Origin of the sequence: Amycolatopsis sp. VS8301801F10, assembly GCF_046195355.1 — a bacterium.
Lineage (GTDB): Bacteria > Actinomycetota > Actinomycetes > Mycobacteriales > Pseudonocardiaceae > Amycolatopsis.
Map to the genome: position 1 here is coordinate 4,663,637 of NZ_CP176065.1, position 16,530 is coordinate 4,680,166.

7 protein-coding genes are annotated in these 16,530 nt (G+C 68.9%); 3 read left to right on the forward strand and 4 right to left on the reverse strand.

Annotation, left to right across the window (positions count from 1 at the left end; all coding sequences use genetic code 11):
• Positions 1-194: 194 nt before the first annotated feature.
• A complete protein-coding gene (locus F9C11_RS22325; RefSeq protein ID WP_409179298.1) occupies positions 195-752 on the reverse strand; it encodes a type VII secretion system-associated protein in 558 nt (185 codons plus the stop codon).
• Positions 745-11,880 (reverse strand): TcdA/TcdB catalytic glycosyltransferase domain-containing protein, encoded by an 11,136-nt coding sequence (locus F9C11_RS22330; RefSeq protein ID WP_409179299.1) that lies wholly within the window; start codon positions 11,878-11,880, stop codon positions 745-747. The genes F9C11_RS22325 and F9C11_RS22330 overlap by 8 nt, the downstream gene beginning before the upstream one ends.
• A 103-nt stretch (positions 11,881-11,983) precedes the next feature.
• Here F9C11_RS22330 and F9C11_RS22335 point away from each other — a divergent pair, with 103 nt between their 5' ends.
• The 3 genes from F9C11_RS22335 (at position 11,984) to F9C11_RS22345 (ending at position 15,127) form a co-directional block, all read left to right on the forward strand.
• On the forward strand, positions 11,984-12,298 hold the full coding sequence (locus tag F9C11_RS22335) for a hypothetical protein (RefSeq protein WP_409179300.1): 315 nt from the start codon (positions 11,984-11,986) through the stop codon (positions 12,296-12,298).
• A 213-nt stretch (positions 12,299-12,511) separates the two neighbouring features.
• Complete coding sequence (locus F9C11_RS22340; protein WP_409179301.1) at positions 12,512-13,561, forward strand: hypothetical protein; 1,050 nt, start codon at positions 12,512-12,514, stop codon at positions 13,559-13,561.
• Positions 13,562-14,974: 1,413 nt separating this feature from the next.
• On the forward strand, positions 14,975-15,127 hold the full coding sequence (locus F9C11_RS22345) for a hypothetical protein (RefSeq protein WP_409179302.1): 153 nt from the start codon (positions 14,975-14,977) through the stop codon (positions 15,125-15,127).
• 281 nt (positions 15,128-15,408) lie between these two features.
• Here F9C11_RS22345 and F9C11_RS22350 read toward each other — a convergent pair whose 3' ends face one another.
• Both F9C11_RS22350 and F9C11_RS22355 read right to left on the reverse strand, forming a co-directional pair.
• Positions 15,409-16,134: a hypothetical protein gene (locus F9C11_RS22350; protein WP_409179303.1), complete on the reverse strand. Its 726-nt coding sequence runs from the start codon at positions 16,132-16,134 to the stop codon at positions 15,409-15,411.
• Complete coding sequence (locus F9C11_RS22355; RefSeq protein WP_409179304.1) at positions 16,131-16,529, reverse strand: YbaB/EbfC family nucleoid-associated protein; 399 nt, start codon at positions 16,527-16,529, stop codon at positions 16,131-16,133. The genes F9C11_RS22350 and F9C11_RS22355 overlap by 4 nt, the downstream gene beginning before the upstream one ends.
• Position 16,530 lies beyond the last annotated feature (1 nt).

Sequence of the window (16,530 nt, forward strand, 5' to 3'; positions counted from 1 at the left end):
TTGCTTCACCGCTCATCAACACTCGCATTGCCGTCCCTCCCCAAGTCGGCTGCTGTCCGGGACATCATCGCGCGCACCACCGACAAAACCGGGAGAGCACCGGCGTCGCGGTGCGTCGGGGAGCCGGAAGCGCCAGGCGGAAACTGATGCGAGGTCGCTACGAATTAGACGCCAGCGTCATTGAGACAGACCGGTCAGGTCGTGATCTCCCGGACGCTGTCGGCCAGCAGCCGGAGGCAGCCCGGCGAGCCGGGGTTGAGGAGCAGGTCGACGCCGTCGCGGTCGTTCAGCAGCCGAAGCAGGTCGAGCGGACCGGCCGGACGCCAGCCGGCCGCGCGGACTCGGCGGCGGTGGGCCGGGGCCGTGGTGACGAGCAGGCACGGGATGTTGTCCGGCGACGGCGCGACGAGCGGGGATTCGTCGGTGTCCACGGCCACGGCGAAGGCCGACTCGCGGAAGACGGCGGCAAGCTGGTCGAAGTCCGCCTCGCCGCGGGCGGTCAGGCGGAGCACGGCGTCCAGCGGGTCGGTCGGGGAGTCGTGTGCCGCCGGTTCGTAGGACGGGTTGGGCTCGAAGCGGCTGACGGAGCCGTCCGCGCGCGCGAGCCAGCCGCCCACCACGGCCCGCGGCGGCGGGCTCGGAACCTCGGTTCCGCCGGTCGTCGGCGCCGGTTGCCACGCCGGGTCGACCAGCAGCACCCACTGGTCCTCGGACATCGCCGGTCCCTCCTTCGCGCCCGGTGATTCAGCCATGGCGGGGGCCTCCTTCCGCCAGTTCGGCCAGTTCAGCGGCCTGGCGGGCGGACGCCGCGCGTTCCTCCGCCTGGTATCTCCGGATGGCGGCGGCAGTATGCCAGCGGTCCAGCCAGCCCAGGCCGACGACGCTCAGCCGATGCGGGGCCGGTCGCCTGGCCGGGCCGTCGAGGGCGGTGCGTACTGCGGTGCGGAACGCGTCCGCGGACAGGTTCTTCGCGGCCAGATTCTGGACAGCGGCGGCGAGGGACCGGGCGTAGCCGTCAGGGCTCGGACGGTCGCCGATCCGGGCGATTTCTTCGAGCAGCAAGGAACGGCCGCCGGGGGCGCTCAGGAGCGCATCAAGGGCGCCGTGCCGGTCCAGCACCTCGACGGCTTCGGCGATTCGGCCGACGTCCGCGCCGGCCCGGGTCGCTTCGGCCAGGTCGGACAGCACGGCGGAGGCGTCCGGCTTGCCCAGCAGGGTGTCGGTCACGCCGTGCAGGTGGAGGGCGGCGTGCTGCTCGGCGTGGACAGGGGACAGCGCGGCCAGTTCACGGGCCGCGGCCCAGATCAGGTCGGGGCGTTCGTGCCTTGCGACGTTCTCGGCGAGCGAAGCGGCCGATTCGCCGCGGCCGAGTTCCGCGAGGACCCAGCCGAGGAGCTTGGCGGTGCCGTCCCGGTCGCTCAAGGCGATCGGCCCGGCGGGCGGGGTCGGGCGGAACCACCAGCGGTGCGTGGCGGTACGTACCAATTCTTCGAGCAGAAGGCCCGTTTCAGCGGTGTCGCCGAGCAGGAAGTCCGCGGTCGGGTGTTCGGCGGCCGACAGCCGGACGGTGACCGCGTCGGCGGGACGGTCGCTGCCGTTGGTGCGCAGCTGCTCGGTGAAAGCGCGGACCGCCGCCGGATCGGTGGACAAAATAGACTGTCGATCAGGAACGGACACTTCGGACGGTGCGTAGTGCGTCCCTACGGTACGGCCGTTGTGCGTCCAGGGCCGAGGGGTCGCGGGTGCGGGGCCGTCGTCCAGGCCGCGGTACACCCTTGGCCTGCTTGTCGACATCTCGATCGCGGGTCCGTCGGGCGGGCGGAAGGAAATCGAGACGCGACCGTCTCCTTCGGACACTCGGATCTTCACCGGCACGCGGTCCAGTACATCGGTGCCCAGGGCGTCGGCGAGCTTCCCGGCCAATTCTCGTGCGGCCGCCGTGGCGTGCGCTCGGCCGTCCGGGCCGGTGCCGGTGACTTCGATGGGCGGGACCGGGCCCTCCGCGGAGCGGAGAGTGTCGATCAAGTTTTCCAGCGGGGTGGGCGAATCCGCTACCAAGACCGCGTCGGCGGCGTGCAGGGTGGCGGCGCGCTGGACCTCGCCCAGGTGGTAGTGCACGCGGCTGTCGTCGATCGTCAGCAGCGCGCGGGCCGCGGGCGGCAGCGGAACGTCGTGCACCTTGCCGGTGTAGCTGCTGCGGTCGGTGACTGTGCGGATGAGGGCGGACAGCTCCGGGTCGGCCGCGAGGTAGGACAACGCCGCGTGCCACACCAGATCCGGGTCGGCGTGCCGGCGCACCGCGGGCTCGACCGCGGTCAGATGCAGGTCGCCGTCGCGGTTGTGCAGGCCGCGCACCAGTGTCTGGATCACGCGCTGAGTCAGCGCCAAAGTCTCGATCCGGTCCGCCAGCGGGGCCGGGTCGCCCTGCGGCGGCAGGAGCCAGCTGTGGTCGCTGTTCATCCGGATCTCCGTCATGCCCGGCAGTTCGAGCGCGGAGTTCAGGCCGATCCGCCGGGCCGTTTCGGTCAGTGCGACCGGGCCCGAGCGGTACATCACCGACTGCCGGTGCACGCGGCCCAGCGGCGTGGCGAAGAAGTTCTGGCCGAGCGAGTCGACCTCGCGGGGCATCAGATTCGCTTGGGTCCGCCCGTAGTTCTCCCGCAGCTGGTCCAAATAGGACGCCGCGAACGGATGTCCTTTCGCCATGGTGAACGCCGAGTTCGCGATGTTCCCGCCGACGCGGTGCACCGCGTAGCCGGCGGCGGACTCGGCGGCGCGGACGACGTCGTCCAGCCCGTGCACGACGTTGTCGCCGTCGGTGTAGAGGCCGCCGAACCGGTGCATCAGCTCGAGCCGCAGGATGTCGCTCGCCGCGGCGAAGCCCGGACCGGTCTGCTTGGCCAGTTCGGACAGGTAGAACTCCTGCGCCCGCATCGGGTGCTCGCTGGTGAACACTTCGTCCACATTGATCAGCTGGATCCGGTGTTCCGCCGCCCAGCGCAGCAGATCCCGGACGTCGTGCAGCGGATCCGGGCCCTCCTCCGGGGCCGCGGTGGTCAGCGCCAGTTCGGTCTGCCAGCGCGGCACGTCCGTCCAGAGCACCGGGACGATGCCGTCGCCGAGCCGGTCCGCCGCGTCGCCGAAGTTGCGGCGGAAGGCGTGCATGGTGCCGGTGTCCTTGAGCGGGCCGCCCAGCCAGATGGCGTGCATCAGCAACGGCGTCGACGTGGTTTTGGGGAGCGGTTCGACGTCGCCGGGCGCCCAGGCGGACAGCTGGTCGTCCGGCCGCTCCTTCTCGAGAGTCCACTCGCGATTGTCGTCCAGGTTCGCGGGATCCAGGTGCTCGCGGCCGAGCTGGTAGCCCTTCGCGAGGTCCAGCAGGTCCAGGAAGCTGATGCCCTGTCCGGCGGTGAGAGTGCGGAAATCGTGGCCGCGCAGGAATTCCGGCGGTTCGGGGGCGCGGTACAGGCCGAACAGGTCCGGTCCCAGCAGCGGGGCCGGCGGCGGGCCGTTGACCGCGGTCTGCCGCAGGTCGGCCATCAGCTCCGCGGGCGAGGAGTAGCGGTTTTCCGCAGCGGGCGGCGCGGTGTCCGCAGTGGACCGAACGGGATCGCCGAAGGTGCGGAAATAGCCGCCGTCGGTGACCGCGGTGAAACTGTGCGTCGCCCCGATCGCCTTGCCGAGCGTCGCCGAAGCACGGCCGAACAACGTGGGTTTGGTCGGTGCGTGCACTGTGGACGGTCCGCCGAGTTCGCCGAGTGCGCGCTGGAAGTCATGCGCCAGGCCGCCCGGGCCGTCGGTCTGTCCGGTGCTGCACGCGATGAGCGTGACCGAATGAGCCTGGGCCAGCGGTGCGGCTTGGGCGACGATCCGGGCGAACGTGTCGCCATCGACCCGCACCGTGCGGCCGCCGAGCAGGGTCACCTTGACCGACTGCTCGCGTCCGTGGGCGAAGACGAAGAGGGAGTCGTCGTCCCACGGCGCCGCGGTCTTGTCGGCCCACTCGCCGAACCGGCGGCCGGAAAGTTCCGGAGTGGCTCCGTGGGCGTTGGCCTGCTTCACCAGCGGGTCGAACTTGTCCGGTGTCGCGCCTTCCGGAAGCGTGCTGACCGTACGGGAATTGTCGGCGACCCAGTCCCGTTCAACGCTTTCCGTGTGCTCGTCCGCCGGGAGGAACGAGACTGCGCGAACCCGGCCGGAGCTGTCGGTGATCTGGCGAACCTGGATTTCCGCCGGGTCGAAGTGGTAGGGCCGATCGGTGTCAGCGTCCCAACCGGACACTGTGTCGTTCACCTCGACGGTGCCCTCGCGGTGTTGTTCCGGGGTGTTCTCCGCCGGACGCGGCCAGGCATGCGCGGTGATCTTGGTGTCCACTTCGGACTTTGCCTGCCACCATTTCCGCAGAGCCTCGTCCGCCTTCTCGCGGGCATCCTGGATCCGGTTGGCCGCGTCGTCCTGCCGTGCGGAGTGGTCGGTGTGATTGTTGCGGTACTCGTCCAGCACGGCCAGGAGCTGTGCGGCGCGGTCCTGCGCGGTCTGCCGTTGCCGGACCAGTTCGGCCTGCTCGTTCCGGATCTGCTGGACCTGCCGTTGGGTGTCCCAGGCCCTCGCGACCAGATCGCTTTGCTCGGCGGAGCCCGGCTCCTCGCTGAGGGCCAGCGCGAGAAGCTGCTCATCGCGTTCGTCGAGCCGGGCGATTTCGTCGTTGCCCGCACGCAGAGCTTGGCCGATTTCCCGGGCTTCGTTCTGCGCCGTCTGGACCGCTTGCCGCAGGTGCTGCACCGGATCGCCGTCGACCGGGAGGTTCAGGCCGCGCGCGCCGTCGGTCGTCGTGCGCAGGTTGTCCTTTTCGGACAGCCACGCGTCGTCGAAATCGCGCTGTGCCTTTTCGAGCTCCTCTTCCGCAGTGCGCCAATCCTCGGCGGCTTTCTTCACCGCGTCTTGCGCCGAGGCGAGCGTGGCCGGCAAAGGTCCGCCGAGCGCCTGCTCCAGATCCGGTTCGCTCATCCGCGTCCGCGACGACTGCGGCACGCGGACCTCCACCGCCGCGGTCTTGCCGTCGACCGTCGCGACGATCCGGTACTCGACGTCGAAGCCGACCAGCCCGGTCCGGCCCTTGTCCTTGCCGACCACGGACCGCTGTGCCGCGGCGGTGCTGGACGTCGGATCGTTCTGCCCGACCGGGCCGCGGACGTCGAGGCCGCCCCAGGAATGCGCGTTCCGGCCCGGGTCGGTGATGCCGCCGGTGCCGAGGTTGCCTTGCTGCTCGCCGGTGACCGTTTCCTTGGCCTCGCCGGTGAAAGCGGAACTGGATTGATCCGAACGCTCCAGTTTCACCGAATCGCTCAATCCGACCAGATCCGGCTTCACCACGCGGGTGTAGATCTTCACCGAAGCGTGGCTGCTGCCGGTCACCGCGGAGGAATGCAAATCCGGGGTGGCGAACGGTTTGCCGACCATGTTCGGGAGATGTGCTTGCAGCGTCTCGTTGGTGATCGAGGAGGTGAGCGTGTTGTGCGCGCCGGTGCCCGGTCCGGTGAGACCGTTGCCCGCGCCAGCCAGCCGCAGCGCGCGGAGGGCGCCGGCTCGCACGTCCGCCGCGCCGCGGAGTCCCTCGACGGTCGAAGACTTCGGCAGGGGGCCGAAACCTTCCCGCTGCCACGCTTCCAGCCGGTCCGAAGTGGACTCGGTGGCGCTGAGTTCGGTCGTCCGCGATCCGTACAGCTTGGTGTGGTACTGCTCGTCGCCGGAAATCTTGTGGTCGTCCGCGGACGACCGCGAGGTCACGGTCGCCTCCTGCGAAGCGACCGGGTAGGTGCGCCCGTCCCGGGCGACGACCAATTCGAACTGGACCTGGTGCTGGTACCGCGCCGACGGGCCGCTCGAGGACGAGGTCAACGCCGTGGTCGTGGCCTTGTTCTCGACGGTCTGGTCGCTCTTCGCGCGAGTCCCGGAAGCGCCCAGGTACGCGCCGTCGTAGCCGCTGACCTTGGGCTGGCTGTCCTGGAACAACCCGCGGCCGGCGCCGCGGACCTGACCGCCGTACGACGAACCGTGCCCGGAATTGTTCTTGTCCGTCCGGGTCGCGTTGACGACGTGGTCGACCTCGCTGCCGTCGTGCTTCACGTCGAGGAATCGCGTGTCGAGGATCTTCGCTTTGAGCAGCAGCTGGTAATTGTCGGTCCAGAGCACGCCCGGGTCTTGGGCCAGCAAGGACACTCCGCCGTCCAGTGCACTGTCCACAAGAGACGTGACGGCTTCCGGGGAGGCGGTGTCGAGCGTCCGCTGGAGGTTGTTCATCGAATCGTCCAGCACCGATTTCGGCAGCAGCCGGTCGCCGAGCCCGCCGAGCCGCTGCCGGGCTTCCTGCACGAGTTTCGTCAGGTTGGGAGCGTCCTCCAGCACCGCGGAGCCGAGCGAACTGGATTTGCCGCCGACCAGCGGCGGAGCCGAAAGCTTGCCCGGCGCCGGCGTACGCGGTTCGACCGGCGGCAGCAACCCTTCCGCGCGAGCCTCGTCCTCGGTCATCGCGACGTAGACCGAACCCGGCAGGAGGACGTCCGCGCCCGCTCGCGAAATCGACCCGTTGACCAGGCCTTCCTGGCGGCTTTCCGCGATCAGCCGGACCTTAGCGTCGTACTGCACCAGCACGATGCGACTGTCCGAAGAGGACCGGCTGGTGTGGTCGATGCTCGCGGTGATCTCGTGCGACGATCCGGAGCTGCGCTGCCAGGGACTCCATTTCGCGGTGCCGAAAAGCTGGCCTTGGCCGTGCGCATCGCTGCCGGCCGGCCGCACGGTGACGCCGAGTTGCACGTTCGCTTCGACGGATTGTTTCCGCGTGTCTTCGTAACTGGCTTTCGACCCGCCGGAATACGTCCGGTCGCCGCCGCCGGTTGCCGAAACCGCGACGAGCTTCGGATTGCTCAGCGAAATGCCCATGCCCAGGCCGCCGACCCGGTCGGCGACGCGGCGTTCGTAACGGAAACCGTTCGCCGTCCCGCCCTGCTTGAGCAGTTTCGGCGTGAGGCCGCGGAAGTTCTCCGGCGAGAACATCCGGTCCACGCGAGCCCGCGCTTCGCTGCCGGGGAGGCCGAGCACCGCGTCGCCGCCGGCCGCGCGCTGAAGCTGGCGCAATGCCTCGTCCCGCAGCGCCTCGGTGTTGGCGAACGCTTCCACGTGCAGGAACTTCGGCGTCGGCTGGTCCTGCTGCAGGGTCAGCAGGTCGTCGATGCTCGGGGTGGCGTTCGGCGGCATCGCGACGACGCCCGGCCTGCCCGGCTTGAACTCCGCCGGGTCCTTGGTCAGCGCGGCCCCGTCGTTGAGCCACAGATCGACCTTGCCCTGGATTTTCGGCAGGTCCGGGTCGCCGGTTCTGGCCACAGTGGACACCTTCGGCGCGACCCGGAACGGCGATCCGGGCGTCAGCCGCCGCACCCACGGCCGGTGGCGGGTGTAGCTGGTGATTTCGACCTCGAACTCGACGTCGTGCTCGAACACCTGCGAATCCGGGCTGCCGCCCTTGCCGGTCGTCGTGGTCACAGTCGGGCCGCCGGAGTTCTTCCACGTCCGGGTGTCCGAATACTGCAACGGGCTCACCGTGGGGCTGACCCCGAGGTTCGCGACCGTCGTCGCCCCGGGAATGATCACCCGGCCCTCGAGACCGACCGACCAGCCTCGTTCGGTGGTGGTCGCGCTGGTCAGCGAGGGGCTCGTTTCGTTGCTGTTCTTGACCGAGCGGCCGTCGGCCTGACCGAGGTGCCTGCCCGGCCCTGGCTTCGCCTTCACTGTCACGTTGAGGTATTCGTCGGTGAAGAGCCCGCGCCGCTTCAGTTGCGTGGAAACGCCTTGGGTGAAGAGACTGTCCATTTTGCCCCGGAGCGAGGCGACCGAGAACGTGGACGTGATCTTCCGCAGGTTCGCGAACCGTTCGGCGACGTCGCGGCTGGAGCCTTGGTCGTCGCTCTGGAATTTGTCCCAGCGGGGCAGGAATTTGCCCGCTCCCGGCAGGTTTCGCAGCGCGTTCTCGATCTGTGGCTGAACGCGGGTCGCCGGTTCGAACGAGCCGGGCCGGGCAGTGCCCGCCGCCACGGCCGCGGCGAGATAGGGCGGTTCGTAGCGCGCGCCGACGTCCTTGAACTTCGCCGGAGTGTGTTTCGGAACCGGAAGTCCCTGGGCTTTCGCTTCGGGCAGGCCCATTCGCGTGTACGAAGTGGCCTGGACGGTCGTCGTTTCCCCGGTTGAGGTGGTGACTTCGAGATCGACAGTCACCTTGTACAGGCCGATGTCGCCCTTCGCGTTCACTGTGGACTTGTTGGTGAAGCTCGTGCCGCTTGTGGACTGTTGGCTGACCTTGCGGGAGTAGCTGCCGCTGACCCCGGCGACTCCGCCGACCGAGCCGGGAACGTACGACCCGCCGCCGAAAATCGCGTTCACCTCGCCGCCGTATTTGGACGAGACGGTGGTGCTTCCGCCGCTCACCGCGGAATCGTTGAACCGCAGTTCGCTGTCGCCGGGGATCGTGCCGAGGTATTCGACCTTCGTCGGCCGCGCCGAGAGCTGTACCGCGTCGCGGTGCGCTCCGTGTGGGCTGAGCAGGTCGTTCGACACCACCGGGCTGCCCTGCATCGCGGTGCCGAGCATGCTGCGAACGCCGCCGCGGCTGAGGAATTCCCGCAGCGAGGTCCGGCCTGGGGCGCCGAACTTCGTCACCGACGGATGCAGATTCTTGCTTACCTTCTCGAAAAGCGCCTTCTCGTCGAAGTCGACCGCTTCCGGGGAAAGGAATTCGATCTTCTTGGCCCAGTCGGGTTTCGGCTCAGCCGGTCCGGCCGTCTTTTCCCTTTCGAGGTTGGCCAGGTCGGCGGAGAGGACCAGGCCGACTTGTCCGTCCACTGTAGAACCGACCATTCCGCCGGTTTCGGTGCGCACCGTGATCCGGTAACTGACCGGTGCGTCGGCTCGTTGCATGTTGCCCGCGGTGCGGATCACGCGCTGATCGGTGCCGGTGGTGGTCCCGGTGTGCTCCGCGGACGGGCTGGCGAGCTGCGCGGTGCCGCCGACGGACGCGTACGGACCGGCCGGGAAAAGCCCGAAGTACGAGGTGCCGACGACCTTCGCGGTGGTATCGGTGTTCGGGCTCGCGTGAGTGGTTTTGACCTCGTTCTTGACGTCGCCGATGGTCGGCTGCTCGAGATTGGTGATCTGGTCCGCGTTGACGGAGCTGAAGTCCGGCTCCGCGGTGACGTGCACCTCGTACCATTTCTCGCCGGCCCGCACCATCGACTTGCGGCCATCGCCCATAAAGGACTCGAACTCGGGTCCGGACAGCGAATCGGTGATCGCGTCGATGCCGTGCGTCTGCGGCGGGTTCTGCTGCTTCGGGTTGAGACGGTGGATCAGGTTTTCGATGCTCGTGCCGACGTCCTTGGCACCGCGGACGTCGACCGGAACCACGGAGCCGAGCGCCCTGCCGTTGCGGACGAACTCGGGCAGCCGGTCGGCGAGGGGACGGCTGTCGGGCTTCTCGGTCTGCTCGTCCGAGCCCTGGTGCGGTGGCTGGTTCTGCTCGGTGCTCGTCCTTTGTGGAGTGTTGTCGGGGGTGCCTGGCTGGTTGTCCGGTTCGGGCCGGGAGTTCTCGGCGGTCTCGTGCGGGGCTTTGATCGGGGTGTGCAGGTTCGGCCTGCCGTCCGGCTCGGACGGTGCACGGTGGTCGTCCTGGTGCGGTGCCGGGTTCGGCGCGGGTGCGTCGCCGAGGTGGTGGTCGCGGATGTTCGCGGTGTTCGAGACCTGCTCGATCTGGGCCAGATTGCCCGGAGTGAGCCGGGAATCGTGCCACGCGTCCGGACCCATCACGCCGGGCTGATCGTCGCGGTTGAACAGCATTTCGTCGTTCCGGTAGCCGTCGCCGAGACCGAGGAAGTGCATCAGCTCGTGCGTGGCGCCGAACGCCGGGTCGCGCACGTCCCAGTTGAGCTGGTCGGTGTCCGGGGTATCGGGGTCCACAGTGGAATCGTGCAGATTCACCGGGATCCGGCGGCGCGGGTCGGCCTGCCAGCTGGTGTCGTCCGGGTGGAGGTCGTCGGCGACGCGGACGTCGAGGCGGACGTGCAGCTGGTCGCCGCCGGGCAGCCGGGAGCTTTGGTTGACCCATTCGTCGAGGTGGGCCTGCAGGTCCTGGACGAACTGTTCCCGCTGCTCAGGCGAGACTGAGCCGGAACGCGAGGTCAGGTCGATCGGGATGGTGTGCTCGCGCACCCACTGGCCCGGCGCGATCTCGAACCGGCGTACGTCGAACCGGATGTGCGCGATCGCGCCGGCGAGCTGCCCGCCCTTGAGCCCCGCGCGATTGCCGGCGAACTGGTCGGCGATCTTCTTGACTGGGTCGAACCGTTCCGAGGAAAACCGGGTGACCGGTGCGGTGTCGCGACGCCCGTTCCATTCCTTCGGCCCCGGCAGGGTTTTCGGATTCGGCTTCGGTGCTGATTTCGCCTGCGGGTGGTTTTTTGGCGCGGCAGCAGGAGTTTGCGCCGCCGTCGGCCGGTTGCCGCTGAGGTTGTCGACCAGGGCTTGCCGGGTGGCGAGCGTCAGGTCGGCGAGCTTCTTACCGTCCTCGACGTTCTCTTTCATGCCCTTGACCAGCGACGTGCGCTCGTTCTTGGGCAAATTCGCGACGACATCGGAAAAGACGTCTGGCCGGTTCGGGGTCGGCCCGCCCGGACTGATCCCGTGGAACGCGGCTTTCGCGGCGATCTTGGCCAGATTGGGGTCGAGAGTCGTGTGGTTGCCGAGATAATGGCCGATCTGGTCGGACCAGGTGGTTTCGTTGGCGTGGCTTTGCGTCAGCGCGGTGATGCCGTGCGGGTCGGTGCCGAGTTTGCCCGCGATGCGCGATCCGTCGGTCTGGATGGCGAGAGCGGAGGAGAATTTCGCGATTGCCGCCGGGTGGTCGCTGTATTGCCAGCCAGGATTGCGTTGGGACAGAACTGAATCGATCAGCCCCTGGCCTTCTTTGGCTCCGTAGTCGAAGTTTCCGGTGTTCGGGTTTTTGGTGCCGAAAGTCGCGTCGTTCTCGAGTTTGTTCCCCGGCATCCGGACAAACGTGTTGGGCTCCGGAAAATAAACCGACCGGGAGTCGACTCCGGCCAGCGCCTGCCGTACGTCGAGGTCCAGCTGCGCGGCCCGATTGGCGAGGTCTCCGTCCTCCGGCCGGACGTGGTACCCGCCGCTGAGCACCTCTGGCGGACCCTCGGGATTTTGCCGGACCGCAGTGTCGACCGCGTCGAACAACGGCCCGGTGCGGGTGTTGAGGGAATGGACGTCGGCGTCGCCGGTGTGCAGGTAGACCTCGCTGTCGCCACCGGCTTCCCGGATCTGCCCGACGAGCTTTTCCGTGACCGGATTGCGGGCGATCGTTTCGCGGATGCCGCCGTAGGGGATGGTCTTCTGGTCGATCTTCGGGTTGCTCGGGTGTTTCCAGGTGAACCCGATAATTGCTACCGAGAAACGGTTGTCCCAGGTATTCTGGAAGTGCTGGATTTTCTGGGTGATCGCTTGTTCTGAGCCCGGTGTGCCGTTGATGCCGATGACGAGGGCGAATCGTCCGTCGGAGGAGTTTCCGGTGAACCCGGTGGAGTACTTCTCCGCGAGGGCGTGGAGATCGTCGCCTGGGGTCGCGGCGACGGTGGCTACTACGCCGATGCTGTTCTGGTTGTTTTGGTTGCGGGTGCCGAGGTCGCCGATGATCCCGGTTTCGTGGACGACGGTGTACTTGAAGTTCTTGTGGTGCTGAGCGAAATCGGCCTTGCCGCCGGTGACCGGGGGATGCTTGCCGACGTTCGGCCCCGGTCCGGCGGGAGTCGGCTTTTTCGGGGCTGCCACCGGGGTGTGAAGGGATGGGGTGGCTTTCTTGGGTGCCGCGACGGGAGTGTGGAGGGACGGCTGAGGTCCCTTGGGTGGGGCGAGGGGAGTGTGGAGTGATGGGTTGCCGGGCTTCTTCGGCGCGGCGACGGGGGCGTGGCGATTCGAGGTGGCGCCGTCGCCGGGTCGCGGGGCGGGGGTGGGGTTGATCGGCTTTGCCGCGGGTGGGGCCGGGCTGGTCTTGGGGGATTGGGGGGTGGAGTCGGCTGGAGCCGGTTCGGCGGCGGGTTTTGCGCTGGTGGCTGGGTTGGCCGAAGTGGTGGTGTTCTGGCTGGTGGCGGTGTTCGAGTCGGTGATGGGGCGCTGGCTGGCCGCCGGGTTGGGGGAAGTCGTGGAGTTTCGGCTGGCAGCTGGGGCCGGGGAGATGGTGGGTGCCTGACTGGTGCTCGGGGCGGGGCCGGCGGATGGGGTCGCACCGGGCGTGGGGTTCGGGGAAGCGTTGTCCGAGGGGGACGGGTGGCTGGACGAGGCCGGGCCGATCGCCGCGGGGTTCGGGGAGGCGGTGGACGTCTGACCCGGGGCCGGGGTCGGGGCAGCGTTCGGGGTGGCGACCGGGGCCGGATTGAGGGAGGGACTCGGCGTTGGACCGGCCGTGGCGCGCGGCTTCGGGATGGAGTTGGCGAGTGAGTCCGTGCCGGGGGTGGCATTCCGGTTCGGGCTTGGGTTGCCGGCAGTGTCCGGGTTCGAGCCCGGCTTCGGGCGCGGACTTCCAGCTGAGGTGGGGTCGGCAGCTCGGTCCGGGTTCGGATGGGCGTTCGAGCCTGGGTTGCTGGCTGGGTTCTGGGTGGCTGGGGCCGGGGTCGGATCAGCCGCGGGGTTCGGGCCCAGGTTCGCAGCAGGGCTCGGGCTGGGCTGCGTGCCGGGGCTCGGCTGGGCGGCTGGGCCTGGAGTAACGGCTGGGTTCGGGCTGTTTGAGACTGGGGTGGCGGCTGGGTTCGGGCTGTTTGAGATCGGGCTTGCGGCTGGGTTCGGGTCGGTGTTCGCCGCCGGAGTGGTGGTGTGGTTGAGGCTGCCGGGGGTCGGGTCGGGGCTGGCGGCCGAGGTTCGGATCGGGGTGGGGAAGGCGTGCGACGGGCTGGGGCCGTCGACAGTGGTCTTCGGGGAGGGGCTCGGGGTTGAGTCGATGCCTTTGACGCTGGTCGACGTCGGCGGCGGTACCGGCTTGGGCTGCGGGGTGGCGGAGTCGGGGTTGGCGGACGGACTCTGGCTCGTGCTCGGGGCTGGGCCAGCGGATGGGGTCGCCCCGGGGGTGGGGTTCGGGGAAGCGTTGCCCACGGGGGACGAGTGGCCGGATGGGGCCGGGCCGATCGCCGTGGGGTTCGGGGAGTTGGGATCGGTGGCGGAGTGCGGGTTCTGGTTGCCGCCGAAGCCGGGGAGGCCGGTGTCGTGCTGGGTTGGCGAGACGGCGTTGTTGCCAGCTGTCTGGCCGCCGTTTGTGCTGGGGGAGTTCGAGGTTCCGGTGGCGACGGAGTCGGGTGTGGACGGTGGCGGGGGTGTGGTCTTGACCGAGTCCGGCATGGGCGGGGCGGCGTTGTGCCCGGTGCCGTTCGCGCCCTGGTTGCCGGGGCCCGGATTGGAGTGGGGGTTGCTCTGGTTTCCGGGGGCGGTGTTCGGGTCGGGGTTGGCGGCTGAGGGGTTCTGACCGCCGGTGGTGGGTCCGCCCTGGTTTTCGGTGCTGGGGTTGGTGACGGGAGGGTTGCCGGGCGAGCCGGGGCCTTGGGCGGGGCCCCCAGCCGGGCCGGTTGCGGGCGTGTTGCCGCTGGGGGTGTCCGCTGGGTCTGGGGTGCTCGTGGAGTTGCCAGCTGACTCAGGGCTGCCTGGCGAAGTCGGGTGGTCTGTGGAGCCGTCGGCTGAGCTGGGGTTTCCCGGGGGAGGGGTGTTGGCGTTGCCGGGCGACTGCTGGTTGCTCGGGTTCGCCGGACTGGAGTTGCCTGCGGAGTTCGGGTCTCCGGGTGACGGATTGCCGCTCGTCGAGTGCGAGCCCGTCGCGGAGTTGCCCGCGGGCTCGGGGACGCTGCTCGAGTTGGAGCCGGTCGAGGGATTCGGGTTGGGGTTGCCGGGCAAAGGGGAGTTGTTCGCGGCGTTTGAGGGGCTGCCGTTCGTTGAGCCGCCGGTGGTGTTCGAGTTGCCTGGAGTCGAGTTGCTGGTGCCGGAGTTGTGGGTGCCGCCTTGGCCAACGTCGCCGTTGCCGCTGGAAGTGTTGGTGCCGGAATCGTTGGTGCCTCCGGGACCAGCCTCGCCATGCCCCTCGGAGCCAGTGCTGCTGGGACTGGCGGGGTCGTTGGCACCGCCGGGGCCATTGCCCCCGCGGCCGGGGTCGATACCGGCATGCTCGCCGGAGCCGTTGGCGCCGCCAGGACCGGTGCCGCTGTGCCCGCCGGAGCCGTTGCCGCCGCCAGGACCGGTGCCCCGGGATCCATTGCCACCAGAGCCGCCATCTCCTACACCCCCGGTGCCGTCGGCACCACCAGGACCGCCATCCCCGAGCCCCCCAGAACCGTCAGGTGCGTTCGGGCCGTTCACCGGGGCCACCTTGATATTCCCGGTCCCGCTGTCCCCGCCCGGGTCGTTCGGCCCCTTCCCCTCACCGCCGCCGTCGTTGCCGCCGTTGGTGAGTTTGTCGTGGAGGCTCTGGCCTGCGTGGTGGGCTCCGTGGGTGGCGGCGCCGCTTAACCCGCCGTTCAGGGCTCCCCAGCCCAGGCTGTCCAGGTCTCCGCCGAACAGGGCCGCGCCGGACAGGCCCACTACCACCTCGGTGGCTGCTTCCACTCCGGCTGCGCCGAAGACGTTGTGGCCCCATTTTCCCAGACCGCTGTGCGCGCCGGCGGCGAACGCCCCGCCGAGTCCGCCCAGTGCCGCGTTTTGGCCGATTTGTTTCCAGTCGAAGCCGTCTCGGTTGCCTTGCGCTATTTGGATGAATTCGGCCAGCATTTCCTCTGCCGCCTCTTCAGCGGCTTCCTGCGCGGCCTCTCGCCCGACCCTCGACAGCAGGCTCATCAGCCGCGACATCAGCGAGCGTTCGATTTGCATCACGGCGGTTCGCCCGGCTGCCCAGATGCCGGGGATCAACGGGGCGGTGAACGGGTTCGTCATCGCCCAGATCAGGTCCGCGGCGGTGACCGCGATGGAGATCAGGATGCCGTATTTCGCGTTTTCCACGTTCAGCGCGTATTCGCGCAGCGCGGCGGCTTGCTGCTGGGCCCGGTAGGAGAAACCGGCGCCCATGGTGCTGAGTTTGTTGGCGTGGTTCGCGAAATTGGTCGCTACCTCGCCGCCTACATTGGACACTACCTGTTCCGCCAGCTGGCTGAAACCGGTCCCGGCGGCGGAAATCTCCGCCGCTACCCGGTCCCATTCGGCGGCCAGTTCGCGGGCCTTGTCCTCGTCGCCCTGCGGCCAGGCGTCGCCCGCGATGATGTAGAACACCCAGTTCAGGCTGGGGTCCACCATGAGACTCATCGCGGGGGCACCTCCTCGGGGCGCGGAAAATCAGGGACGGGGGTTTTCCGGGGCGGCCGGCGGTTGCGCGGGGAGCGGCTTCGCCGGTTCCCGGCCCACGGTTTCGCCTTCGACCGCGTGCGCCGGCTTTTCCGAGCGGACGAAGACCTTCGCCGGTCGCAGTGCGGTGGCCTCCGCGTCCCGAGTGACCACCAGCCGTTCGAGCGACCGGCGCTTCAACCGCTGAGGCTGCTCGTCCGGCAGGGGTTCCGTTCCGCGGTCCGGGATGCGCGCCCGGACGCTCTTGGCCGCCGTCCAGCCGTCGCCGTCTTCCGTTTCCTGGTTTCTGCCGAGGAGTTTGCCCTGGATCCGCACCCCGCGCCGGTATTCGGACGGCGGCGCGTCGGAGCCGCCCGGGTCGGTCTTGTGCACTTTGCCGTTCAGGTCAGTGAAGTTCTTGAACAGGGCGTTCGACCCGTCGTAAGCGCCCTGGTCGGCCTCGCGGAACGACGTGGCCATGTCGGCGATCGCGTCGCGGGTCGCTTCCACCGCCAGCGCCCAGGCGTTGATGCCGTTGTAGATCTCGGCCGCGGACTGGCTGTGCGTTTTGGAGAATTCGTTGCCGTTCTTGTCGTTTCCGGCCGCGTCCTGGATCCGGCCGGGGTTCGCCAGGCTTTGCACGCGCTGGGCCAGCGTGCGCAGTTCGGCGCTTTTGCCGTCGAAACCGTCGCGGCCGCCGTCCAGGCCGTCGGCGTCGACGAAAAATTGGTCGGTCACGGCAGGGTCCCTTCGTCGAATCCCGGCACTCGCGCCGAGAACAGGGCGTTGACGTCCACTTTCCCGCTCATCAGCTCCTGCGCGGAAATGCCCGGCGGCAGCATGGGAGCCAGCATTTCCGCGGCCGCGGCGACGGATTTCTGCCGGGCGGCGGAAACGGTCTGCACGATCACCGACGCCAGTTCCGCCGGTGCCATGCGTTTGTAGGCGCTGGTGGGGAAGGAAAGCGCGGTCAATTCGCCGGTCCGGCCGACGGTCGCGGTCACCTCGCGGCGGGCGGAAGTGACGGTGCTGGTGGCGGTTTCGACGTCCTGGCGGGCTTGGTCGAAGTGGTCGCGCTGGTGCTGATAAGCCGCCATCGCGTCTTCGAGCATCTTCTCGTGGTGCGAACTCATC